This window comes from Nostoc sp. 106C, assembly GCF_002154725.1.
Taxonomy (GTDB): Bacteria; Cyanobacteriota; Cyanobacteriia; order Cyanobacteriales; family Nostocaceae; genus Aulosira.
Genome location: NZ_MTAW01000018.1, coordinates 17,812 through 40,975, shown reverse-complemented (window position 1 = coordinate 40,975; position 23,164 = coordinate 17,812). Strand labels below are relative to the sequence as shown.

General features: G+C 41.9%; 23 protein-coding genes and 1 pseudogene. 14 read left to right on the top strand and 10 right to left on the bottom strand.

Translation table 11 applies throughout. From position 1 onward, the window contains the following. Nucleotides 1-80 precede the first annotated feature (80 nt). The 6 genes and pseudogenes from BV375_RS01125 (at nt 81) to BV375_RS01100 (ending at nt 3,533) form a co-directional block, all read left to right on the top strand. Nucleotides 81-341 carry a hypothetical protein gene (locus BV375_RS01125; protein ID WP_086756374.1) on the top strand — a complete coding sequence of 87 codons (261 nt, stop codon included), beginning with the start codon at nt 81-83 and terminating at the stop codon, nt 339-341. Next, nucleotides 334-753, top strand: a pseudogene (locus BV375_RS01120) (retroviral-like aspartic protease). Before BV375_RS01125 ends, BV375_RS01120 begins: the two are co-directional and overlap by 8 nt. A gap of 23 nt (nt 754-776) precedes the next feature. After that, nucleotides 777-2,480 (top strand): D-aminoacylase, encoded by a 1,704-nt coding sequence (locus BV375_RS01115; RefSeq protein WP_086756372.1) that lies wholly within the window; start codon nt 777-779, stop codon nt 2,478-2,480. 131 nt (nt 2,481-2,611) lie between these two features. Beyond that, nucleotides 2,612-2,890, top strand: a complete 279-nt coding sequence (locus tag BV375_RS01110; protein ID WP_086756370.1) for a hypothetical protein — start codon at nt 2,612-2,614, stop codon at nt 2,888-2,890. Continuing rightward, on the top strand, nt 2,883-3,146 hold the full coding sequence (locus BV375_RS01105; RefSeq protein ID WP_086756368.1) for a type II toxin-antitoxin system RelE/ParE family toxin: 264 nt from the start codon (nt 2,883-2,885) through the stop codon (nt 3,144-3,146). Before BV375_RS01110 ends, BV375_RS01105 begins: the two co-directional genes overlap by 8 nt. A gap of 87 nt (nt 3,147-3,233) precedes the next feature. Continuing rightward, nucleotides 3,234-3,533, top strand: coding sequence for a DUF433 domain-containing protein (locus BV375_RS01100; RefSeq protein ID WP_243713803.1), 300 nt, complete (start codon nt 3,234-3,236; stop codon nt 3,531-3,533). Between the two features lie 129 nt (nt 3,534-3,662). Here the strand turns inward: BV375_RS01100 and BV375_RS01095 are convergent, their stop codons facing one another. Next, nucleotides 3,663-4,364, bottom strand: a complete 702-nt coding sequence (locus BV375_RS01095) for a hypothetical protein (RefSeq protein WP_086756366.1) — start codon at nt 4,362-4,364, stop codon at nt 3,663-3,665. A 156-nt stretch (nt 4,365-4,520) separates the two neighbouring features. Here BV375_RS01095 and BV375_RS01090 point away from each other — a divergent pair, with 156 nt between their 5' ends. The 7 genes from BV375_RS01090 to BV375_RS37440 all read left to right on the top strand — a co-directional run bounded on the left by BV375_RS01090 (nt 4,521) and on the right by BV375_RS37440 (nt 10,824). After that, complete coding sequence (locus BV375_RS01090; protein ID WP_086756364.1) at nt 4,521-4,940, top strand: Mpo1-like protein; 420 nt, start codon at nt 4,521-4,523, stop codon at nt 4,938-4,940. After that, a complete protein-coding gene (locus BV375_RS01085; RefSeq protein WP_086756362.1) occupies nt 4,927-5,952 on the top strand; it encodes an aromatic ring-hydroxylating dioxygenase subunit alpha in 1,026 nt (341 codons plus the stop codon). Before BV375_RS01090 ends, BV375_RS01085 begins: the two co-directional genes overlap by 14 nt. Nucleotides 5,953-6,094: 142 nt before the next feature. After that, on the top strand, nt 6,095-6,217 hold the full coding sequence (locus BV375_RS38565; protein WP_279432887.1) for a hypothetical protein: 123 nt from the start codon (nt 6,095-6,097) through the stop codon (nt 6,215-6,217). A gap of 362 nt (nt 6,218-6,579) precedes the next feature. Next, nucleotides 6,580-8,715, top strand: a complete 2,136-nt coding sequence (locus tag BV375_RS01080; protein WP_086756360.1) for a tetratricopeptide repeat protein — start codon at nt 6,580-6,582, stop codon at nt 8,713-8,715. A gap of 68 nt (nt 8,716-8,783) precedes the next feature. Continuing rightward, on the top strand, nt 8,784-9,056 hold the full coding sequence (locus tag BV375_RS01075) for a hypothetical protein (RefSeq protein WP_208099029.1): 273 nt from the start codon (nt 8,784-8,786) through the stop codon (nt 9,054-9,056). Nucleotides 9,057-9,578: 522 nt separating this feature from the next. After that, on the top strand, nt 9,579-10,073 hold the full coding sequence (locus tag BV375_RS37445; protein WP_208099028.1) for an IS110 family transposase: 495 nt from the start codon (nt 9,579-9,581) through the stop codon (nt 10,071-10,073). 4 nt (nt 10,074-10,077) lie between these two features. Next, nucleotides 10,078-10,824 carry a transposase gene (locus BV375_RS37440; protein WP_208099027.1) on the top strand — a complete coding sequence of 249 codons (747 nt, stop codon included), beginning with the start codon at nt 10,078-10,080 and terminating at the stop codon, nt 10,822-10,824. A gap of 109 nt (nt 10,825-10,933) precedes the next feature. Here BV375_RS37440 and BV375_RS01065 read toward each other — a convergent pair whose 3' ends face one another. From BV375_RS01065 to BV375_RS35690, 9 genes are all read right to left on the bottom strand, one after another. Further along, the gene (locus BV375_RS01065; RefSeq protein WP_086756358.1) at nt 10,934-13,189 is read right to left on the bottom strand and encodes a peptidase domain-containing ABC transporter; all 2,256 of its coding nucleotides are present in this window, start codon (nt 13,187-13,189) and stop codon (nt 10,934-10,936) included. A gap of 3 nt (nt 13,190-13,192) precedes the next feature. Further along, the gene (locus tag BV375_RS01060) at nt 13,193-13,744 is read right to left on the bottom strand and encodes a hypothetical protein (RefSeq protein WP_086756356.1); all 552 of its coding nucleotides are present in this window, start codon (nt 13,742-13,744) and stop codon (nt 13,193-13,195) included. 73 nt (nt 13,745-13,817) lie between these two features. Next, nucleotides 13,818-17,147 carry a type 2 lanthipeptide synthetase LanM family protein gene (locus tag BV375_RS01055; RefSeq protein WP_086756353.1) on the bottom strand — a complete coding sequence of 1,110 codons (3,330 nt, stop codon included), beginning with the start codon at nt 17,145-17,147 and terminating at the stop codon, nt 13,818-13,820. 154 nt (nt 17,148-17,301) lie between these two features. Further along, nucleotides 17,302-17,550: a Nif11-like leader peptide family natural product precursor gene (locus BV375_RS01050; protein WP_086756351.1), complete on the bottom strand. Its 249-nt coding sequence runs from the start codon at nt 17,548-17,550 to the stop codon at nt 17,302-17,304. Between the two features lie 210 nt (nt 17,551-17,760). After that, entirely contained in the window at nt 17,761-18,021 is a 261-nt protein-coding gene (locus BV375_RS01045) for a Nif11-like leader peptide family natural product precursor (RefSeq protein ID WP_086756391.1), read from the bottom strand. A gap of 203 nt (nt 18,022-18,224) precedes the next feature. Continuing rightward, entirely contained in the window at nt 18,225-18,491 is a 267-nt protein-coding gene (locus BV375_RS01040; RefSeq protein ID WP_086756349.1) for a Nif11-like leader peptide family natural product precursor, read from the bottom strand. Between the two features lie 74 nt (nt 18,492-18,565). Further along, nucleotides 18,566-18,823 (bottom strand): Nif11-like leader peptide family natural product precursor, encoded by a 258-nt coding sequence (locus BV375_RS01035; protein WP_086756348.1) that lies wholly within the window; start codon nt 18,821-18,823, stop codon nt 18,566-18,568. 160 nt (nt 18,824-18,983) lie between these two features. Beyond that, nucleotides 18,984-19,244: a Nif11-like leader peptide family natural product precursor gene (locus tag BV375_RS01030; RefSeq protein WP_086756346.1), complete on the bottom strand. Its 261-nt coding sequence runs from the start codon at nt 19,242-19,244 to the stop codon at nt 18,984-18,986. Between the two features lie 558 nt (nt 19,245-19,802). Continuing rightward, complete coding sequence (locus BV375_RS35690; RefSeq protein WP_143841928.1) at nt 19,803-21,326, bottom strand: calcium-binding protein; 1,524 nt, start codon at nt 21,324-21,326, stop codon at nt 19,803-19,805. 336 nt (nt 21,327-21,662) lie between these two features. Here BV375_RS35690 and BV375_RS01010 point away from each other — a divergent pair, with 336 nt between their 5' ends. Next, nucleotides 21,663-23,126, top strand: coding sequence for an AAA-like domain-containing protein (locus BV375_RS01010; protein WP_086756340.1), 1,464 nt, complete (start codon nt 21,663-21,665; stop codon nt 23,124-23,126). The last annotated feature ends 38 nt before the right edge of the window (nt 23,127-23,164 follow it).

Below are 23,164 nucleotides of genomic sequence, written 5' to 3'. Positions count from 1 at the left end.
CACTAGATTTCGCAGGCGATCGCTCTTTTCAATAAAATTTCAACCTATAATGGCACTAAATTTTATTTAAGAGTAGCAGTATGCTGCTAAATGAACTGCTTCCTGCCGTTAGTCAGCTGTCACACCAAGACAAGCTACGCCTCATTCATTTTCTGTTGCTAGAGGTCGCTAGAGAAGAAGGTTGCGATTTAGAACCAACTGAAGTACAAGAGCAAGAAAACGCACTACTAAAGCAACTAGAATCCACAGAAGCAGTTGTCTGGTCTCCTTATGAGGCTGATGAAGCTGCTCAAACATTATCTGAACTTCTGGAGGCAGCAAAGCAGGAAAACGATGCTTGATGGCAAGAGATTTCCTTTCATTGAACGGAGCAACAGTCTCGGTATATCTAGTACAATGCAATATTTGCCAATTACACTGGTCTACAGAAATTGTTCTTTGGAAGTTATGGCTTTACTAGATACAGGTGCAAGCATTAATGTGTTGCCCTATGAAGTGGGTTTGCAACTGGGAGCAGTTTGGGCGGAACAAAAAGTTCCAGTTCAATTAAGCGGTAATTTAGCTCGGATGGAAGCACGCGGTTTGGTGTTATCAGCTAGAGTTGCCGAATTTTCACCCGTTCTTCTTGCATTTGCTTGGACAGCATCCAGGGAAGCACCAGTGATACTATGACATATGAATTTTTTTGCAGAGTTTGATGTGTGTTTTTACCGCTTTGATTTAGCTTTTGAGGTACGTCCAAGAAGAAAATAGCGACTAGAAGGAAACAAAGAATCATGCTAGATTTGCTGATTCAAAACGGGTTAATTTTCGATGGTTTAGGATCTGCACCTGTTCGTGGGGATATTGGCATTCAAAATGGACGAATTGTGGAAATTGCTCTTTCCTTACCCGTTGCAGCCCGTGAAGTAGTTGATGCTTCTGGGTTGTGGGTGACGCCAGGATTCATCGATATTCATACTCACTATGATTTAGAGTTGGAAATTGCACCAGGACTGAGTGAATCTGTGCGTCATGGTGTTACCAGCGTTGTCATTGGCAATTGTAGTTTGTCGATCGCGATCGGTGAAGCTCAAATGCTGGCAGATATTTTTCAAAGAGTGGAAACGCTTTCCCATCGCCTAATTGCTAAATGGCTCTTAAAGTCGCTTTCTTGGCAAACACCAGCAGAATATTTACAGCATTTACAACAGTTACCCCTTGGCCCGAATGTTGCGCCTTTGTTTGGTCATAGTGCTTTACGCGCTTATGTAATGGGATTGGAACGCAGTTTAACTGTTCAGCCCAGCAAATTTGAGCTAAACATCATGCAGCGAATCACGGCGGATGCTTTAGATGCTGGATTTGTTGGCGTTTCTATTGATATGTTTCCTTGGCATCGGATGAGTGGGGAATGGCAAGGTTACACAATTCCTTCGCAACACGCCAAGTATAAAGAGTATGCGATGCTAGCCAAACTTTGTCGAAAACGCGATCGCGTTTTTCAAGTCACTCCCAATTTACAAAAGCTGGCTTCCTTTGTAGATATTCTGCGGATGGGTTCGGGGATTGGCAAACCACTGCGGCTAACTGTCCTCTCAGCTTTAGATGCTGTCCACGATCGCAAACTATGGCGAATATTTTCTCCCCTCTTGTTTATTTGGAACCGCATTCTCAATGGGAATGTGCGCTTTCAAACATTAACCGAACCTTTCACAATTTACTCTGATGGCCCCGTCACCCCCTTATTTGAAGAATTCTCCACAGGCGCACAACTTAATGGTTGCAAATCACGACAGGAACGGCAACAACTGTGGCAATCTGAAGTTTTTCGTCGTCAATTTCGCCAAGAATGGAACAGTAAATGGCGCAAATCGTTCCATCGTCAATTAGATTTGATGGAAGTTGTTGACTGTCCTGAAGCAAGTTGGCAAGGGTTGAGTTTTGCGGAAATTGCCCATCGAAAGCAACAAGAACCAGTAGATTTGTTTATGCAGGCGTTGCAGACTTACGACACAGATTTGCGCTGGGTAGCCACAGGAGCAAACGATCGCTTAAAACCCCGTTTGGCGATGATGCGACATCCTGATATTTTCCCTGGATTTACTGATGCTGGCGCTCATGTGCATAACCTTGGCTACTATGATGGCGCTTTATCGTTGCTCAAACAAGCAGTTGCAACAAATTTCCTTTCACCGGAAGTTGCGATTTCTCGCGTTACAGGAGAACCAGCGCGTTGGTTTCGCCTGGATACAGGAGTGCTAAAAGTTGGCGCGAAAGCAGATATAGTTTTACTCGATCCCCTTGCTTTAAATCAGCCAATTAGCACGCAAGTGGAAATATCAGATCCAGTTTTGGATGGCGAACCGCGAATGGTGAAGCGTGGTTCGGATGAGATTGTGCAAGCAGTTTATATTAATGGAGTGAGGGTTATTTGTAAGGGTAAGGTGAGCGATCGCTTGGGACGTGAAAGATTGGGAAGCGTTTTGTCTCCTTGTTAGGGAGGGTATTTATTCACGCAGAGACGCAAAGACGCAGAGAATTGCCTAAACTTTTGGGCAAGTAACTCAGATTTTCCTCGGATTGGTTGCCTTACAATGGACTCTAAACACTTGAAGTTGCAAAGCAGGCGATGAATAGTACCGACAATTCCCCAATCGATGATAGGTCGTCAGAAGATTTGGTATCTGTGACAGAGTTACAGCGCCAGCTTAATGAATTACTTAAGCAATTATCACCAGAGCGATTACGGGTGCTTACTGATTTTGCAGCTTACTTAGCAAATGCTGAAAGCGAAGCTGCAACCCAAGAACTATTGGCAATTCCAGGCTTGCTAGAGCGAATTCAGCAAAATCAAGCAACTCCTAAAACTGATTACACAAACTGGAGAACTCTTCGCTCTGATGTATGAAGTTCTTCTGCACCCAGATGCTCAAAAGGTTTATATCAATGCTGACAAAGCCCTAGCGAAGAAAATTGACCGATGTTTGCAGCAGCTAGAGCAAACTCCCCAGTTGCTCCCCAACATCAAAGCCCTCAAAGGAGATTATGCAGGGTACTATCGCTACCGAATCGGGGACTACAGGGTAATCTATTCGATAGACGATGAACTGATGCAGGTATTTGTTGTAGCGATCGCCCATCGCAGTGAGGCGTATGAGCCGTGAACAGGCTAACGTTTGCTAATATTAAAAGCGAATATCTTGGTATTGCTTATGGCATTAGCAATTGTAGCTGAACCTGCACCACTGTAAATTACTGCTGAAGGTGTAGTTCGGGTAGGCAAAACTCGTGTAACATTAAACACCGTAGTTGCAGCCTTCAAACAAGGAGCAACCGCAGAAGAAATTGTTTTCCGCTATCCATCGCTTCAGCTTGCTGATGTATACGCTACTATTGCCTTCTATCTCAATCATCAGCAAGAAGTCGAAGCATACCTACAGCAACGACAGCAGCAAGCCCAAGAAATTCGCAAAATGAACGAAGCAAAGTTTGATCCACAAGGATTGCGTGACAGATTACTTGCTCGCAAAGCTCAACGGGAAGTATGTTGAAGTTGCTAGCTGATGAGAACTTTGATATAAGTTAGCGATCGCTTGGGGCGTGAAAGATTGGGAACTTGTCTCCGTGTTAAGCAGAACTCACGCAGAGACGCAGAGGCACAGAGAGAGAGTAGAGGGAAGTTAATAATTTTCAGGAAATGGCATAGAACCCATATGTGGATAGCTCAAAGCTAACAATCCATTACCTTCTTGTAAAACTGTAGAAAAACATGACAGAATCAAAGATTGAAGCATTTCTGCATAACTTTCATTACAGTTCCCTCTTACCCCAATTGTACGCGCTCCTTGAACAAATTCATCAGTACTAACTTCCGCAAAAACTTCCTGAATAATTGCTAAAACAGTAGCAATATCTTCTGGTAAGACAAACATATTACCCAAGTATCCAGGAAGTCTACTTGCTCTTTTCCAACCTAAACCTCCCCATAACATTTCAGTTGCACTCACGCGATTAGTTACGATCAGCTCTAATAAAGCTTGACTCATTGGCATAGAAATTATTGGAGCATCACCCATAAAAAGATAATCAAACATTTCTATAAAACTGCGTGGGAAGAAAAGATGATAAACGTTATGTAAATCTTCCCAATCAAAAACATCTTCATTCTCTGCTTTATTAACAAAAGCTTTAGGAAAATAACTATTAAACGTCTCTTGCTCCTGCGGATGAAATTGACTTTTATGTTCTGTCCGACTTTGCAGATAATTTTGTAGTTTATTTAAGATTTGTGAATTCTCTACAGCTTCATCAAATACCTTTTTAACCTTAATTACATCAGATGGCTGTACTCTCAGCAAACACCAAACTGGATCTGCACTCATAATCTTAGCCAATGTTCTTTTATTGTAGTGTATATTAATACCAATATAATTAGTGTTTACTTGTATCGACTATCTGACAGATCGCGATGATTACCAAGTCATCAATAGTAAAATTTAGTTTCATTACTTATCCCTTATTTGTACAAACAATCTTTTATGGATCAACTCAATTTTAATACTCAGCAAAATTTAAGAAATAAGATAAACAATCAAATACTGGAGCATCCTTTTACAGATTATTGGGATATTTTTGTTCTTAAACATCAGCATCCTGTTAATATCGCTCTACATATTGTGGGGATATTATTTTTTTATGGATTGCTCTTTTCTACTTTGCAGTTGCAAAACTTTTGGTTAATCTTAGGCTTACCATTAACTCAACTAATTGGATTAACCGGACATTTCTTATTTGAGCGTAGCCATATCGATTTGCAAGATGCTGTGTTTTCTTTGCGGGCTTCTTACTGTTTAGGCAGAATGCTATTTAGGGTTGTAATGGGCAAATATCAAGATGATATTCGACAACGTCAAGAGATATTAAATAATTATCAGTCAAGTAAGTATGCAAATATTTAATAACTGGAATATAGTTGCTAAGGGTTGGTATATTGCCTGTTCTAGTAACGACTTACCTAAAAGCAAAGCAAAATCTGTAGAATTATGCGGTCAAAGAATTGCTATATTTCGTGGTGAAGATGGACTAGTACGTGCTTTAGATGCTTACTGTCCGCATTTGGGAACAGATTTAGGAATTGGACAAGTTGATGGTAATTGGATTCGTTGTGCATTTCATCATTGGGCATTTGATGAAACAGGATTATGCCAAAATATTCCCTGTCAATCAGAGATTCCGGCTAAAGCAAAAGTACAAGCTTATGCAACTATAGAAAAGTATGGATTTATCTGGATTTATCCTGATGCTGTAGCACCTGAAGGTGTGGCTGATTTTGATGAATTAAAGGGTAAAGAAATTATTGCACAACCCGATCGAGCATTTGAAAGAAGTTGTCATCACCATATTTGTATGATGAATGGTATTGATGCTCAACATTTAAAAACAATTCATCATTTAGATATCAAAATGGATTTGTCGCTACATCGCAGCGAATTAGGTACGCAAATTGACTTTACAATGCAAGGAAAATTTCCTCAAACAACGTGGCGAGAACGTTTAGGTCAAAGATTTCTGGGTTCTACATATGAGTATTCCATGCGGTATGCTAATGGTTGCATTGGCTTATTAACAATGATGAAAAAAGTGCGACTTTTTCCGCCGTTGCACATGATATATGCTTATACTCCAATTGCCCCAGGTAGAACGCGAATTCAACCAATTTACGTAACAGAAAAACGTAAAGAAATTTTCGGTTATTTGCTGAGTAAGTTTTTGTTATTTTGTACTCGCTTGGCTTACTATATGCTCAGAGATGAAGATGGCAAGATTTACGATAATATTCGCTTTAATCCAAACTTACTCCTGAGTATTGATACGCCATTAGCTAAATATATGGAATATGTTAATCAACTAGAACCTTCTCAGTGGTCGCAGAATGTAAATAAGGCTACTATTGAGCATGAAATACGGTAGCTGATAGAAATTGTTTAGAAGTACAGACGAAAATTTATGATCGCTAGACTAAGCAGTACAAGCTAAAAATCAGTCGGGAAAAGGTTCTGCGGATTAATGAGGCGTTTTTTCAAAAATACACTCGGTAGAGTCTTGGGAACTAATGGAAGACTATACAGCAATTTATCTTGAGGCATCTCAAGCATTAGCGAATGGTGAATCTCAGCAGGCGTTTCAAAGATTGCGTTGGCTGCTGCACTACCCAGGACACTCGGAACTATACTAAAATTGGCGAGAAGTGTTGAGTTTATTTGCTCAAATTGGCGCAGCGATCGCACCTGCGAAATCTGGGATATAAGCTAAAAATTAGCTATTTTACTGAAATTTACTCATTGATGTAGGAAATTGGGATTACTAATTGCCTAACATTTCTGGCTGGTACTATTGAGAAAATATTTACTTGAGCGAATTAAACATTTCTGATGCTTTTTAGCAAGAATTAGGAAAATTTTAAGAAAGCTTGATACTTGACAAACATACGCTTAGTTAAATGTTATGGTCCGAACGATGAGTTATATTAGCAATATTAGTGAGAATAATTGAAATTATACAGGCTGTAATTCTGATAATTTATAAAATCCAAAGATTGTGATTGGTCTAATTTTAGACAGGCGTTATAAAATTATTAGCTCTTTGTCTGCGGGAGGATTTGGACATACGTATCTAGCGGAAGATACGAAGCGTCCTGGTAATCCTATTTGTGTTGTTAAACAGCTCCATCCCCCGGCTCAAGACCCAAATACGATCAAAATTGCTCGTGACCTGTTTGCTAAAGAAGCAGAAACTTTAGAAAGATTGGGGCAATACCCGCAAATCCCCAGATTATTTGCCTATTTTGAGCAACAACAAGAGTTTTATTTAGTTCAAGAATTCATTCCTGGTTCTACTTTGGCAGAAGAAATTCAAGTTGGACATCCTTGGACTGAAGAAAAAGCCCGTCAACTCTTAATTGCAGTTTTGGAAATTTTAACCTTTGTTCATGGGCAAAGGGTGATTCACCGGGATATCAAGCCGGCTAATTTAATCCGCCGCCAGTCTGATGGCAAACTCGTATTAATTGATTTTGGAGCGGTTAAAGAAATCGCTACACAAACCGTCAATTCTCAAGGACAGGTGACTTCAACAGTGGCAATTGGCACTAGAGGGTACATGCCGCTGGAACAATTGAATGGTTATCCTCAATATAGTAGCGATATTTACGCTTCTGGGGTTATGGGGATTCAAGCCGTGACAGGTTTAGGAGTTAATGACTTATTAAAGCTGAAAGACCCCGATAATCTTAGTGCTGGTGAGATTATTTGGCAAAATCGCGCTCAGGTAAGTTCTGAGTTTGCCGCTATTGTCGATCGGATGGTGCGTGTAGATTACCGCCAGCGATATCAGACAGCCGCAGACGCGCTGACAGTTTTGCGAGATACTGTGAAGATAGCGACCCGTCAACCTTCATCTTTACCTGCTAAACAGTCGGTGAATGTGGCTCAACGCTTGCGCCAATTGCCTAAGCGAGTTTGGTTGATAGTTGCTTCTGGGCTGACTGTTGTCTTACTGAGTGGGCTGGGAATTGCATCCTGGCAGAATTATCAGAAAAACGCTCAGGCTTCAGTCCTTCTAGAACAAGCTAGAGAAAAAATTAACAGAGAAGACTATGGAGCGGCAAGCTCAGATTTGAACCAGCTGCTGCGGATTCAACCCCAAAATGGTGAAGCATACTTTTGGCGGGCATATAGTCATAGTAAATCGTTCGATCTAGATTCCACCAAAAAAGCGATCGCTGACTATACGCAAGCTCTACGTTACCTAAAACCTGTGACACCGCAAGTTGGTATCCAATTTAGTGTCGATTCTAACACCAAGCTGCCAATTATTACTGATGTTCCTTATCAATTGCCTGCGGCTCAAGCAGGAGTGAGGCAAAACGATCAAATCTTAGCCATAGACGGTCAACCGACAGTCAATAAAACAGATACTCAATTACAGAAATTGTTACATGGTGAAGCTAATACACCCATAACTTTACGACTTACTCGCAAAGGAACAAGCGAATTTGAGGTAACATTCAAACGAGTTATGGCTCCTAATCAGCAGTTAGCAGTTATTTACGGACAAAGGAGCTTTACTCGATGGAGAGAGAAAGATTATGCAGGTGCGCTTCAGGACGCTCGTAAAGCCCAAGAGATCGTCCCTGGTTCCAAATCCACAGGCTTGTTTCACTACTATGAGGGACTGGCTTTGGCTGGTCAGGGTAAGAAACAGGATGCACTATACGCATATGGAAAAGCTATTACTGACGACCCGAAGCTCGAAAAGCCATACATTAAAAAAGGAGAAATTCTCCGACAGTTAAATAAACCCTTAGAAGCAGTTGAAGTTTATAATCAAGCGCTTCAAGTCAATCCCAACTTCGTCGAGGCTTATTCTGAGCGTGGTGAAACCCGTTTCAATTATTTGGGACAAAAACAAGCTGCGATTCAAGATTTTACCAAGATAATTCAGCTCCGTCCTCAAGTTCATTCTATTGTTGAGCCGAATTATCTTGCAAATGCTTATTTTCAGAGAGGTAGAGCGTATCTTGATTTAGGAAAATCTCAAGCCGCGATCGCAGATTTTAATTCCCTACTGAGTCAAAAACCTTTAGCACGCCACCCGTGCCGATCTGCTGCGCCGCATCGGAGCCTCAGCATCAGCTGCGCAGAGCTATGCGCTTGCACTCGTGCTGGTCACTAATGACAGCGAACGCCGCTTTCTGGAGCGTCGGCTGCGCGAAGTTCAACCTTAAGATTACGTTGAGGAAGATGCCAAAGCGTGGCGACATATCTGTGCGGTCAGCACTGACCATTCATCGGGGTACTGCCAACCAATCTCAAAAATCGCGCTTGGTGCTAGTACTCGGCGTCGATGCTCCAGATGCCCAAAACGCAGAGCGGCACGATCTCCAGTTTACTCGTGCTTACTATGAGACTATCCCAAAAGAGTACCAAAAACACTTTGCCTGCCGAATTGTTGACGAACTAAAACCTATCGTACAAGCACATACTATCGAGGGACTTGTCATGGGGGAGGCTTGACTAAATAGCACTAGTACATTGAGATTGTGCGGTCTTGTGCGGCTGAATGGATGATACTTACTATACTAAACAGGGGTATGAGAATCATTAGAACAGAAAACCAGGTTAAGCTTAAAAGTCTTACTACATAAGGATTTTATTTAGGGTTGTAGCTCATTTGGATAATCTTTAAGTAACGACTTGATGGTAAATTAGGGGTTTAGCGTCTAGCGTTTATTTCTCCTTCTACTGGTAGTAATTCTTGTAATAATTTGCTAAACAGTCCCTAGGACATTAGAAATGCAAATTTTGATTCTAAGTAGAGTAATTCAGATGTTGTTTTTATGCGCCGCTAATTCATCGGGCTAATGCCAAGTACTACTATATTTAGTAGATAGATGAATCTTTTATAAAAATCAGACATTAGACTTCTTGCAAAAATCCGAATAAGAATAAAAAAACCACAGATGTAGATAGGAGAATCTAAGAACACAGAGCGCTCACTGGTCGAATAATAAAAATCAGCTGTAACAAGGAAAAATCATGCAGGTTGTTTATGAGCGCTGTTGTGGTTTGGATGTTCATAAAAAGAGCGTCACTGCTTGTTTAAGCATCAGTAACGCTGGGAAAATTAATAAACAGATAAGAAGTTTTGGTACAACTACCCCAGAGTTATTGCAACTACTGGATTGGTTGGTAACAGCACAATGTACTCATGTAGCTATGGAAAGCACAGGCTCATACTGGAAGCCAATCTATAACTTATTGGAAGGAGGGTTAGAGCTTTTGGTAGTCAATGCCCACCATATCAAAAATGTACCTGGTCGTAAAACTGATGTACAAGATGCTGAATGGATAGCTGATTTACTCCGACATGGTTTGTTGCGCTCCAGCTTTATTCCCTCTCGGTCAATGCGTGAATTACGAGAGTTAGTGCGTTATCGCATTTCACTGGTTCAGCAGCGTGCCGCTGAAGTGAATCGAGTGCAACGCCGTTTTAGAAGGAGCCAACATCAAACTTTCCTCAGTAGCAACTGATATCATGGGTGTATCAGGTCGAGCCATTCTCGCACAAATCGTTGATGGTAACTCTGACCCACAAGCAATGGCAGAGTTGGCGAAAGGACGCTTACGCTTGAAACTCTCACAATTGCAGCAAGCACTGGCTGGTCGAGTTCAACCCCAGCAACGTTTCATGTTGGCACAGATGCTAGCCCACATTGATTTTTTAGATGAAGCACTCCAACAATGCAGTGCTGAAATTGAGGTACGAATGCACCCTTTTGAGCAGGATTTGGAGCGATTATGTACCATCCCAGGTATCAAGCGTAAGACGGCACAACTGCTCAGGGCAGAAATCGGTGCGGATATGAGCCGCTTTCCTACTCATAAACATTTAGCTTCTTGGGCTGGACTATGTCCTGGTAATCATGAAAGTGCTGGCAAACCTTACTCTGGTAAAACTCGTAAGGGTAGTTGTTGGTTACGTGCTGGACTTGTTGAAGCTGCCAAAGCTGCCGGTCGTACACGTACAACTTACTTGGGAACGCACTACCGACGGCTGGTTGCACGTCAGGGTAGCAAAAAGGCATCAGTTGCTGTTGCTCATACCATTTTAGTCATTGCCTATCACTTACTTAAACACAAAACTACTTATCAGGAATTGGCAGCTAATTACTTTGATCAGCAAGACAAGGAACGTATTTCTCGCCGACTGACTAAACGTTTAGAGCAACTTGGTTACCAGGTTTCTCTTGAGCCACAACCCACCCCCTCAACTCCCGCCTAAGTCTTTATTTTCATAGGAGGTCTATTGAGCCATCTTACCGGGTTGTGTCCCTCATCGCCCCGAAATTTTTAGCTCTCAATTTTATGAGAAAACTAGCTGTTAATTGAGGTCAAAAACGAAGTTTGTGACCGTTTATTAGTGAAGCATAATATCCATCTAAGCTGAGAAGTTCTTCATGGGAACCTTGTTCAACAATTGTCCCTTGATCGAGGACTAAAATTTTATCTGCATTGCGGATAGTACTCAATCGATGAGCGATCGCAATCCGTGTACATGAAAGATGATGCAAATTCTGCTCAATCAAACTCTCAGTGACAACATCAAGATGGCTAGTTGCTTCATCTAATAAGAGAATAGCAGGTTGGTGAGCTAAAGCACGCGCCAGTGCTAAACGTTGGCGTTGTCCTCCCGATAAACCACTACCACCTTCTGCCAGCCTAGTTTCGTAACCCATAGGCATTTGCATAATATCATCGTGGATAGCGGCCAGCTTTGCTGCTGCCATGATTTTCTCTAGAGCCAGGCTAGGATTGTTAACGCTAATATTTTGCCGAATTGAACCGCTAAACAGGAAAGGCTCTTGCAGTACTACACCAAATTGATTGCGTAATGTGCGCCAGTTTAATGCTGACAAGGGTATTCCATCATAAAGAATTTCGCCTGCTGTTGGTAAGTAAAGTCCAAGTAAAAGTTTAGCTAGTGTACTTTTTCCCGATCCGGAGCGACCAACTAAAGCTATTTTCTGTCCGGGTTCGATTGTGAGTGAAATATCGTGTAAGACTGGTGGGGCATTTAAATCGTAATGAAAACTGACCTGGTTTAATTCTATTCGACCTGTGATTTGTGGTGCTGTTTGAACTTTCTGTAACTTCTGCTCTGACTCAGCTGTGAGAACATCAGTTAGTCGCTCAAGATGTGCGCCTACCAATTGTAGGCGCTGACCGTTTGATACTAGCGAGGACAGAGGCATTAAAAAGGACGCTGCGATCGCATTTAATGCCAACATTGTCCCTAAGCTCATAGTTCCATTTAATACATACATCGCTCCTACCCATAACAGCAGCAACGGAGAGAATGTACGCAGCGAAACCATTACTGTATCAACCAATGCCCCTAAATGATTGCGTTGCAGCGAGACATTCAATTGCTTAAAAAATAAATTAGACCAGTAATCAAAAGCACGGTCTTCACTGCCACAGGCCTTCAGAGTCAGGATTCCAGTTAATGCTTCAACCAAGTAACTTTGAGATTCTGCTTGTGCTAACAAATCGCGTTGCATTAAGTCATGAACTCGCCTGGTCGTGCCCAGCAAAAGTATTACCTGAAGCAGTCCGACAAGCAAAACAGCGCTTCCAAAAGTTGGTTCTTGAACGAACAGTAATACTAGGTATCCCAACACAAACATACCATCTAAGATGATTGATAGCGTCTGACTAGTAAGCGTTTCTCGAATCATGGCATTACTACCAAGACGCATCAGCAGGTCGCCCACTGTACGTTGCTCAAAAAAGCGAAACGGAAGTGTCAGTAAATGCTCAAAGAAACCCAGCATTAAACGGGTATCAATGCGTGCTTGCAAATAAATTAGCAGTGCTGCGCGTAAATAACTTGTCACCATTTGCGCTAGAACGAGAATCAGCATCCCCAATCCGAGAATTGGCATGACATCAGCAATCTGAAGCGGCAAGATGCGATCTACAACTACTTTGGTCAAGATGGGTAGCGCTAGCCCTAAAATTTGTAAAAGCACAGAAGTGCTGAGGATTTGCAACAGCAAGCCTGGGGTCTGGCCTATGGATTGCAGCAAGTAGTCAGACCAGGATAATGAAGCTTTTTTGCGGCGGCGTTGGAATTGTACTCCAGGCTCGAAAGTCAATACCACCCCTGTAAAGCCCTCATTAAATTGATCGAGAGTTAATCGGTATCGTCCACTAGTGGGATCGACAATTTCAACATACTTTTTTGACCAGCGTTCTACAACTAAAAAATGCTCGAAGTTCCAATAAACAATTGCTGGTAAATGAATATATTTAAAATCCGCAAGTTCTTCTAGAGAGTATGCTTTGACACGCAATCCATAAGCACGGGCAGCTTGGGCAATGGTTTGTGCAGTCACACCATCTCGACCAATGCCCATAAACTCCCGACATTCATTAACGCGAGTCTGCCTGCCATAGTAACTAAGAATCATTGCTAGACAAGCTGCACCACATTCAACAGCATTGAGTTGTAATCTAATCGGAACTCGCCGTTGGTAATGCTGCAAAAACTTCAGCCAACGAGTAGGCGAGATGAGATATTTCAGTCCCCAAGCGATCGCTTCTAGCTGTAAATTTATTCGTTGTACTTTCTTGAGAACATTCATGGTCTATTGCTCAAAGAATTGCCCAATTAGTGGTAATAAAGATATGAGGCGTTGCGATCCAACTTCCGCTTGTGCATGACCGACACTACCCAGATATGCACTAGCAGGCAAGTTTTTGTCTATCGGCTCTAATTGTGCGATCGCTATTGCACTGGGCCGCGTAATTTGTGCGATCGCAAATCGTTTTTGGATAGTGTCGGGGCTAAAAATCTCTGGTTGAACAGTAATGATGGCAGCAGTGCGAGCGCCCCGATCAGCAAAATTTAAAAATAATTTTTTGGTTTTTCGCAAGCTTGAAAGATGTTGAGGTTCAAAAAAGGTGGCTACTACAATTCTTTGATTGCTCGAACGAACAATGATAGCTTTACCAGAAGCATACATTGGCACCTTGGTAAACCAAGCGATGATACTACTCATCCCTAGCAACCCCAACAGAAACCATAGATAAATAAACGTGCGTGGAGAAACCAGTCGCGGCAAGATAGACTTTTCCCTACCTTCCAAATAACGACGAACAGCATCTTTACGAAAGATTGAGCGAGGTGGATTTGTCATTTGTCATTTGTCATTGGTCATTTGTCATTTGTCTTCCTTGTCCCCCCACACTCCCCACACCCCCAAACAGCCCTCACTCCCACAGCAAAACTGAAGGTAATTGTTCTGGTTGTGCTAGACGAAGAAGTTGATAACCAATTCCAGCTGTACCGGGGAAGAAGCCAGGATTAAATACAGAATTAGGTAAGTTGGGGAACAGTTTATAAGCTCCGGTACGCTTGGCTTTAGCTATAATATTCGTCGCATTCTGGAAAGCACTTTCATACCAATCGGGACGGGAGTAGCGTTGACCACCAACTAACAGCACCTCAACCCGACCCATATTCCCACAGCATAGATGATCGATGGCTTGCAATGCATAGCGCTGAGTAGTTTGCAGCGCGATTTCAACCTCGCGTTCCATGTCAGGTGTGTTCGCAATCTTGAAACTACCTAAGCGAGCTAACCCAATTCCGGCTGCACCATGACACCACTGGACGGGAAACACAGGCTGTCCTGTTTGTGCTAATCCACGAAAGTCGGGCCAATTGGCATGGGATTCAGAAAAAACGCTGCGTTCATACTCAATCCCTTCTAAGGCGGCTTCTAAATAGTTGCGGTCTTCGGTGACAGCGTAGAGTTGTAGCAGGGCATAGGAAATGCCAGCGGCTCCGTGAGAGAAGCCAGTAAAGGGTGTTTCACCAATGGTAAGCCAGGCTTTAGGCCGACCTTCATGGCTGACTCGGTGAGTAAGTAAATGCTGTCCGCAAGCGATCGCTTTTTCCAATACGGTTGCTTGTTTTGTGACTCCATAAAGGGACAACAACCCTAATATGGCTCCAGCCGCACCGCTAATAATATCTAAAAATTTATCTGCTGCAATTAATTCCGGTGTCATCCAATCGCACAAAACTTGAGCATCTTGCAAGAGGGTTTCATCGCCTAGAAATTGGCTAATCTTGACGAAGGTATAAATTGTAGAACCTAAACCTGTTGTACCCCCAATTCCACTGAGACGGGCTTTTCGCTGCTGAGATTCTGGATCGAGAGTTTGAATCTGTTTACGTAACGATTGTAATGTCTGCAATGCCAGATTACGGAAACACGGTTCACCGCATACCTGATAGAGGGCGGCGAGAAACAACGCTATTCCACTGCGTCCGTCATACAGACTGTCGTTTAACACCTGTAGTTGAAATCGTTCTGCTTCCGGTATATAAACTAAGCCAATCCAGTTAACGCTACCATCGGGGTCGGGAATGGCTCTGGCTTCGAGTTCAGACGCGATCGCTCTGGCTTCCGCAATCAACTGTTGTGAGTTCAGCAATGGTAAGGACTCAACATTCCATTGTTCGCTTTCTTTACTTGCGGTTTGCGCTACCTTGGCATAGTAAGAGCCTTGAACGATCGCAACTTGTCGGGCTAAGTCAGTTTCATCCAGGGCTTGTAATTGCATTAGAACTTGTTGATAACTAGGTTGCTTAAAGTACTGCCGAATAGTTTGATTCTTAGCTACGCTCAACTCATCGCTAGCGGCACTAGCGGTAAAGAAAGGAATATCTAACTGCTGCATAGCTTGCAGTTCCGCACTCAGGATCGGCCAAGCATGGGGTTTTTCCTGAGCAACTAGAAAAGCATAACTGAGGCGATCCAGTTCAATGCTATAGTCCACTCCATTTTTGAGGTAATCGGGTGCCCACGCATTTTGGAGAATAGTACCGTAAATCTGGGTGGCGCGGAAGATAAAGCGGACTTGTTGATTTTGCATCGCAGCAAGTGGGCTGTCCGGAGCTAGAAGCCTATCCTGATTTACCATCAAGAAACGATACATCTGCTCAAATCCAGTAGCAATTTCTACCTGATAATCGTTGGCAGATAAAGCAACTTCACCCAAGCGCGGCAAATTTTTCTCTGGAGGGAATGTCACAGACTCATAGCGTTGGTGCATATTGTCAGTGTTAATTGCCTGCCAGCGACGTAATTTCCGGGGAGCTTGCTCTGAATCGATACTGCCTAACCCGCTAATATCATAAGCAATGCGGCGATCGCTGCTAAAATCCCACCGAGGTAACATCCCAGTGCGGAGTACCGAATCCCAGAGGCGTTGTGCGGCGGCTGTCTCAAACTCTTGAATAAAGGGTGAATTGTCAATGAGATTGGCTTCATGATGCAGCAGGGTTTCCATATCGATTAACACTAAATGTTCGCCACTAGCAATTAAGTTTTCGCAATGGCAATCGGTTCCCCTGAAAGCATAAAGTACGCACAACAGCATTCCAGCACGTTGATAAAAGCGTTTGACAGCGGCTTCATCAATGCAAGATTGCTGCTCAACATATTCCACCCAACCATAACTCTTGCGGTTAAGCACCTGAATTATTTTGAAATCTAAAAGCTGGCTGTGTTGGTTACACCAAGATAAAAATTCGTTAAAAGCAACTTCTAATCCTAAATCCTTGGGCTTATAGACGAGTTTGAGTCCAGACTCAAAGGTGAGCAAAATCACGCTTCTGCCGCGCTTATGTGGGTCAGAAAGAGAGGTTTGGATTTGTGCAACTTTGTCTATATCAATCGTTGAGCCAAAAACTCGCTGAATCTCGGCTCTATCCTCAGCCAATCGTTGCAGGAATTCAGCCGTGAACTCAACCCAGAAACTGACTGCTGTTGCCACTAATCGACCGAGGACTGGATACTTCTGGAAAAAAGTCAGCAATCCACTTTGCAGCAGTCGCTCAACGAACTGGGTGTAGTGAGTTTTGCGATCGCTGTCTTCTGTTTCTAGCCCTAGCAAATTGAGCAAATTCTGACCAAAGGGACGAACCTGGGAGAATTCAAAGTCTAGTGTCTTGGTGCAAAGTTCTACGAGTCGTTGCAGTAAAGTACGCTCTAAAGCTTGATAAGCGGTTTCTGTGAGCATAGAAAGAGGCAGGCTATCTTCCGTGAGTTGCTCAGAACCCAGACGAATCAGAAGTTGTTGTCTGGCAACTGCGATCGCAGGTAAAAGAATATCCTCGAAAGGAAGCGGATTGTCTGGATCGGTTGGCAAAAATGATCCAGATACAGATATAAATTCTGTCGCCGTCTGCATGATTTGTTGCAGGGTTTGCGCCCATTCTGGCAACGGCTGATTGTCTGTAATTCGCACAGTTCCCAACATCGGACGCACAGCATCAAGATTCAAACCTTCCCACTGTAAGCGTTTTTGGAATGTATCTAAGTTACCCTGTGCTGCAACTTGACACCAGCGATCGCAGCGACGCTCAATTTCTGATTCAGCCTGTTCTCCATCCACAGTAAAACCCTCTGAATCGAGACGTTCCCAAAGGAAACTGGCATTAGCAACAATTGAGGCTAAATCTGCATTGGTATAATTAACTGGAGGTGCGTAAGCGTAGTCCGTTATAGGCATCGAAATCCGAGACATAATGTAAAACTGAGGGATAGAGGAGTACTAAATGAATTGAAGGGTTTTCTATCGCCAATATTTTGTAAAGTAGGGGAAAGACACTTTCCCCCAGATTTAAAAGCAATATCACTCTTCACTTTGATTCCCAAAAATAACCCAACTCAAACAGAAACTAAAAACAATATCTATTATTTGTGTAACCAAAAGCGCCAGCAACTGTAAGTAAGTCAGTCTCGCGAAGTTCTAGCTTCTCTAACATTAGTTCGCTAGCTATTTGCGCTACCTGTTGTTCGGTCAAATAGTAACCTTTTTCAGTACCTGCTGTTGTAATGAGTTTAGTGGTTTCTGCTAAGTTGGTAGCTTCTTTGACTTGCTGTTGTAGTTCGATATTTTGCAATAGTTCTTCAATACTATTAATCATGAGTTTACTCTCCTTTTTGAAGTTAGAGAGCTACTTTAAAAATATTTAAGTAGCTCAGAGTTTTATTCAAATACATTATCCAATCTGTCTTGATAAGAAATATTGAAATTACCTAATTTTGGCAAATTCATAGCATTTCTTCACTTAAAGAAGTTTTTTATTTTGCCACTTTGGAGATAATATTCAAGAAAAAGATTGGAGATTTCTAGGTTATTCTGTGCAATAAATCAAGCCGCATTTACAATCAGGCATTAATCCACCAGCAACCATAAGTAAGTCCGATTCCGTAAGTTCATGGCTTTCTAACATTAATCCACCAACTACCTGAGCTACACTCTCTTGGCTAAACGCGTAGCCCTTTTGTGCGCCTGCGGTTGTAATTAGTTTAATGGCTTCTACTAAATTGGCAGCTTCTTTAATTTGCTGTTGCAATTGAGTATTTTGCAATAGTTCTTTGATGTTTTGAATCATGAATTTATTCTCCTGATTGAAGTTAGACAATTTCTCTTGTTTAAATTGATAGCTACTCAAATCAAACATTATTCAAGTAGCTCAGGTATTTAGTGAAGTATCAGCTAATGTATCTCGATTGCAGACAGTTAAAATATCCAAACTCAGACGCATTCACAGAAAGTTCACTCATTTATGTTCAGGATTTAAAAAAGTAAATCCTGCTAAATCCAACACGAAGTATTCCTCATTTTCGTATTACAAGGAGGAGGTAATGCTCCAGCAATTGAGAGTAAGTCAGATTCTGTAAGTTCGTGACCCTCTAACATTAGTTTGCTGACAACTTGAGCTACAATCTCTTGGGTAAAAGAGTAGCCCTTTTGTGCGCCTGCGGTTGTAATCAGTTTGATGGCTTCTGCTAAGTTAGCAGCTTCTTTAATTTGCTGTTGCATTTGAGCATTTTGCAGCAGTTCTTTGATGTTCTGAATCATTAGTTTATTCCTATTTTTGAGATTATTTGAGTTCTGAATCTATTGGCATTGAAGCTAACTCCATCAAAAGCTTACTAGCACCACATAAAGCTCTCAAACCCCGTGAAACTATTCTTGCCTCCAGCAACAGAAAGTAAGTCAGCTTCCGAAAGTTCGCGCTCCTCTAACATGAGCTTGCTTACTACCTGAGCTATACTCTCTTGTGTAAAAGAGTATCCCTTTTTTGTGCCAGCGTTTGTAATTAATTTGATGGCTTCTACCAAGTTAGAAGCTTCTTTTACTTGCTGTTGCAGTTGAGCATTTTGCAACAGTTCTTTAATATTCTGAATCATTAGTTTATTCCTGTTTTTAAGATTAGTTAATTTTGGGAAAGATAGCAGTTATTACACTAATTATTTCCCAAAAATTCGAGCTAGGATAAGCACATTTCCAAGGCGTGACAATAGCATAGAAAAACCATACAGCTTCGCCACGCCGCTTGGCACAGTTCGATTAACAACAACTCAAAATGCTTCTAGTTATAGAAGAAGCCCGCAACCCACCAGCAACTGCGAGTAAATCAGCTTCTGAGATTTCGCGCTCTTCTAACATTAACCCGCTTGCTGCCTGAGCTATATTTTCTTGGCTGAAAGAGTAGCCCTTTTGTGCCCCTGCGGTTGTAATCAGTTTGACAGCTTCTGCAAAGTTGGCAGCTTCTTTAATTTGCTGTTGTAGTTGAGTATTTTGCAGCAGTTCTTTGATGTTCTGAATCATGATTGTATCCTCATTAAATGATGCTGATAAATTTACTTGAACTAAGTACTTATAAACGGTTAGTTAAAGTATTTCGCCTTCCGTTAGTCATGCTCAAGTAGTTAATACTAGAATCTCTTGTAAATTCAAAAATGTAAATGTGGATAATTTAAGGAGTTTTATTTAATCCAATTAAGTAAAGAGAAAGCACGATTAAGTTTAAGTAAGTAAATTTAAGTTGGGTGGTTTTTGTTAGACAATGCTATTTTTAATATGGAAATTCTCATTTGCTTGAGGCATGAAAAATAGTAACTAGCTATAGACAATAACAGATACACACTGATATTTATCAATAGACCTCTTGCATAAGTCAAAATTTTGAATATCAAACCACAGATAAACACAGATGAACACAGATAAATATCGGTGTTTATCGGTGTTCATCTGTGGTTCCTTTTTTGCTGATTAGCATTTTTGCAAGAAGTCTAATGTGTATCTGTGTGAATTTGTTCAACATATCGACTTATGCAATATGTCTAATATCAGGTGGCAGATTAACGTTGAGGGGACAAGTCAAAGTTAACCAAAAATTTCGATACCAGGACTTGTTGCAGTGAGACTAACATCCTCAACCACCGCAATAATGTCATTGGAAGCAGGCGAGCCAAAGAAGATAACAGTATCTTTGATAGCTGAGGAATTTGTACCCGTACTCGTATTAGGGAAGTTTTGTTGTACGAAGGTGAAATCGCTAGCAGAGCCTTGGAAAGGAAAACGCAGACGGATTTTGTCCCCATCTTGTATAGAAAAGTCGCTGATAACAGCATGACCAGCTTGGCGATAGCCATCCAATATGAGGAACGTATCAGCAGATTGAACTCCTACGGAGGCATTTCCTCCTATTAAAATATCCACCTCTCCGGTATTAAAGCCGCCATTTCCGGTGAGGGTATCGTTACCTGCACCTCCTGAGAGAGAGTCATTGCCAGAAAATGAACCTGATAGGCTATCGTTACCACTACCACCTTTCATAGAGCCACCACCACCGCCAGCAATCAGAGTAACGTTTTGGTTGGCTTTAGAAGCATCTATGATATTGAAGCTATCGCCTCCTTGAATTGTGACGCTTTCAATACCTTTGAGGGTATCAATGCCTGTGACTGTTCCATCTGGTATGCCTCCTATAGACTTACCACCTTTGAGTGTGCTTGTGTTTGGGTCATTGACAAATGAGAATAGCTCAAAGTTAGTATCGCCTTGGATAAACAAGAAATCATCGCCTGCTCCCCCGATGTATTGGTCATTCCCTGCTCCATCAAAGTTACTATCAGAAAAACTATCGTTTCCTGTTCCGCCTTGGACAAAGTCATTCCCTGCGCCACCATTGAAATTATTACCGTCATTTCCACCGATTAGGGTGTCATTGCCATCATTACCACGTAGAAAGTTAAATCCCGAACCTCCTACTATGCTGTCATCACCCCGACCACCGTTAATCTGGTCAAGTCCACGGCTACCTGTGATGGTGTCATTGCCATCACCGCCAAAGAGAAAGGTTCGCCCTGACAACAAAGCTTGAGAGGCATTAATCGTGTCATTACCCGCAGTACCAGTGAGCCTGACATCCTCAATCTCAGAAAACTTGTGAGCTAAATTACCCACAAACAGCTGATTATTAGTCAAGAAATAATTTGAGGCTCCCTCAACACGTAGCTCGTCATTACCTGCACCGCCAATCAAGGTATCGCCAACATCGCCTGCACCTGGAAAGTTTCCGTTTTGAGCGATGAGAATATCGTTACCTGCACCACCATTAACGAGATTGTTTCCAGTTCCACCAGAAAGGGTATCGTTGTCATCGCCACCGTTAAGAGTGTCGTTACCCGCACCACCATCAAGGGTGTCTCTGTTGAATCCACCATCGAGGGAATCGTTACCAAGTCCTCCTAATAGAGAATCGTTGCCGAAATTGCCTATGAGGATGTCGTTTCCCGCGCCACCATTAACGGTATCGTTACCTGCGAGAGCATCGATTGTATCGTTCGCCCCATCAGCTAAGATTTTGTCGTCAGCAGGGGTGATAGTTCCACTAATAATTGCCATAATTTTGTGTTTCCTGTGATTTACTTATGAGTTTGTGTATTATTTTCAATCAAGCTAAATTTGACCAAGCCGAATCCCAAGCGATCGCTGTTATTACCAGGTTGCCTTTTACACTCACAAAGGTAAATGTGGATAATTTAAGGAGTTTGAGCTACAAAGTTGAACGAAAAAAGATATTAAGTAAGGTTAAGTAAGAAAATTTAAGGAGAGTCATCTTTAGCGAACTATACAAGGTGTAGATTTCAGCAATTTGAATATTGTTTGGTAAAAAATCTGGAAAGTAAAAAATTTAGACTGTAGCTCAATTCATAAATAGTTGTGATTCAGACCTGAGCAATGGACTTTGAAACAGCATTCAAAATATTAGATGCAGCAGTTGTTGCCCAGACAAAAAGACATCTGAAAGATATTGAAGTGGCAATACTTCGCTGTTCTTGGCAAGGGAAAAAGTATGATGAGATTGCCCAAACTCATGGCTACACTACTGAATACCTACAGCATGATGTTGGCCCTAAGCTATGGCAGATGTTGTCAGAAGCCATTGGGGAAAAGGTTAGTAAAAAGAATTTTCAGGCAGCATTAGAGCGTCAGCGGCTTTCGCGTACTGCGGCTTCGGCAAAGCAGTTAGAAGCAATTTTTTACTCACACAAGCTGATGTCAACTTCACCATTAAAAATGGAGAAAATGACAGCAAATAACTCAGCTTCTCAAGCAAATGAAGAAGTATTACTAACTGTTAACACAAATGAACTCACCCAACTAAATGCAGAACCAGAATTTCCTGTAGGACAAGTTCCTCTGGCTTCTAACTTTTATGTTGAACGCCCTCCAATTGAAGAGCGCTGTTATCAAGAAATTTTGCAGCCAGGTTCCTTAATTCGCATCAAAGCACCCGGACAGATGGGTAAAACTTCGCTGATGGCAAGAATCCTTGATGAAGCCAGAAAGCATGGTTGTCAAACAGTATCCCTAAGCTTCCATTCAGCAGATAAAGCCGTTTTCACTAGCTTAGATACATTTTTACGCTGGTTTTGTGAAAGTGTTGGTAGGAAGCTAAAGCGGCTTCAGCAGTTAGATGATTATTGGAGTATTTATGGTAGTAAGGACAAAACTACCGCTTACTTTGAAGAATGTTTATTAGAAGAAATTGATACTCCATTAGTAGTGAGTTTAGATGGAGTCGATCGCATTTTTCCCTATCGCGACATTGCCGAAGACTTTTTTAGCCTGTTACGCGCTTGGTATGAGTATGCCAAATATGGCGATCGCAGTAGCGAACTCTGGAAAAAACTTCGCCTAGTTTTGGTACATTCCAAAGAAGTTTATATTCCGCTAAATATCAATCAATCTCCGTTTAATGTTGGGTTGAGCGTTGAATTACAAGAATTTAGTTCCGAACAAGTCGAAATTTTAGTTGAGCGTCATCAGGGGCTAAATTGGACTAATACTCAAGTTAAACAACTGATGAACATGGTAGGGGGACATCCTTATTTAGTCAGGCTAGCTCTTTATCACGTCCAACACCAAGACATCACGCTTGAACAATTGTTACAAACAGCCCCAACAGAAGCGGGAATTTACAGCGATCATCTGCGAGGACATTTGTGTAGCCTCGAAAATCATCTCAATTTAGCAGCAGCTTTTAGCCAAGTTGCGAACAGTTTAGCACCGATAGAAATAGACTCGGAATCAGCGTTTAAATTACACAGCATGGGACTAGTTGTATATTGTAATGAAAACAAAGTAATGCCACGCTGCGATTTGTACCGCCAATATTTTCAAAATCGTCTGAGTTCTTAGGGAGGATAGGAGGGTGCGAGAGGGTGGGGAGTGTGGGG

Bases quoted from the DNA above. Each gene is read 5' to 3' on its own strand.
- BV375_RS01125 (WP_086756374.1), top strand. From the start codon at position 81: ATGCTGCTAAATGAACTGCTTCCTGCCGTTAGTCAGCTGTCACACCAA.
- BV375_RS01115 (WP_086756372.1), top strand. From the start codon at position 777: ATGCTAGATTTGCTGATTCAAAACGGGTTAATTTTCGATGGTTTAGGA.
- BV375_RS01110 (WP_086756370.1), top strand. From the start codon at position 2,612: ATGAATAGTACCGACAATTCCCCAATCGATGATAGGTCGTCAGAAGAT.
- BV375_RS01105 (WP_086756368.1), top strand. From the start codon at position 2,883: ATGTATGAAGTTCTTCTGCACCCAGATGCTCAAAAGGTTTATATCAAT.
- BV375_RS01095 (WP_086756366.1), bottom strand. From the start codon at position 4,364: ATGAGTGCAGATCCAGTTTGGTGTTTGCTGAGAGTACAGCCATCTGAT.
- BV375_RS01090 (WP_086756364.1), top strand. From the start codon at position 4,521: ATGGATCAACTCAATTTTAATACTCAGCAAAATTTAAGAAATAAGATA.
- BV375_RS01085 (WP_086756362.1), top strand. From the start codon at position 4,927: ATGCAAATATTTAATAACTGGAATATAGTTGCTAAGGGTTGGTATATT.
- BV375_RS38565 (WP_279432887.1), top strand. From the start codon at position 6,095: ATGGAAGACTATACAGCAATTTATCTTGAGGCATCTCAAGCATTAGCG.
- BV375_RS01075 (WP_208099029.1), top strand. From the start codon at position 8,784: ATGCCAAAGCGTGGCGACATATCTGTGCGGTCAGCACTGACCATTCAT.
- BV375_RS37445 (WP_208099028.1), top strand. From the start codon at position 9,579: ATGCAGGTTGTTTATGAGCGCTGTTGTGGTTTGGATGTTCATAAAAAG.
- BV375_RS37440 (WP_208099027.1), top strand. From the start codon at position 10,078: ATGGGTGTATCAGGTCGAGCCATTCTCGCACAAATCGTTGATGGTAAC.
- BV375_RS01065 (WP_086756358.1), bottom strand. From the start codon at position 13,189: ATGAATGTTCTCAAGAAAGTACAACGAATAAATTTACAGCTAGAAGCG.
- BV375_RS01060 (WP_086756356.1), bottom strand. From the start codon at position 13,744: ATGACAAATCCACCTCGCTCAATCTTTCGTAAAGATGCTGTTCGTCGT.
- BV375_RS01055 (WP_086756353.1), bottom strand. From the start codon at position 17,147: ATGTCTCGGATTTCGATGCCTATAACGGACTACGCTTACGCACCTCCA.
- BV375_RS01050 (WP_086756351.1), bottom strand. From the start codon at position 17,550: ATGATTAATAGTATTGAAGAACTATTGCAAAATATCGAACTACAACAG.
- BV375_RS01045 (WP_086756391.1), bottom strand. From the start codon at position 18,021: ATGATTCAAAACATCAAAGAACTATTGCAAAATACTCAATTGCAACAG.
- BV375_RS01040 (WP_086756349.1), bottom strand. From the start codon at position 18,491: ATGATTCAGAACATCAAAGAACTGCTGCAAAATGCTCAAATGCAACAG.
- BV375_RS01035 (WP_086756348.1), bottom strand. From the start codon at position 18,823: ATGATTCAGAATATTAAAGAACTGTTGCAAAATGCTCAACTGCAACAG.
- BV375_RS01030 (WP_086756346.1), bottom strand. From the start codon at position 19,244: ATGATTCAGAACATCAAAGAACTGCTGCAAAATACTCAACTACAACAG.
- BV375_RS35690 (WP_143841928.1), bottom strand. From the start codon at position 21,326: ATGGCAATTATTAGTGGAACTATCACCCCTGCTGACGACAAAATCTTA.
- BV375_RS01010 (WP_086756340.1), top strand. From the start codon at position 21,663: ATGGACTTTGAAACAGCATTCAAAATATTAGATGCAGCAGTTGTTGCC.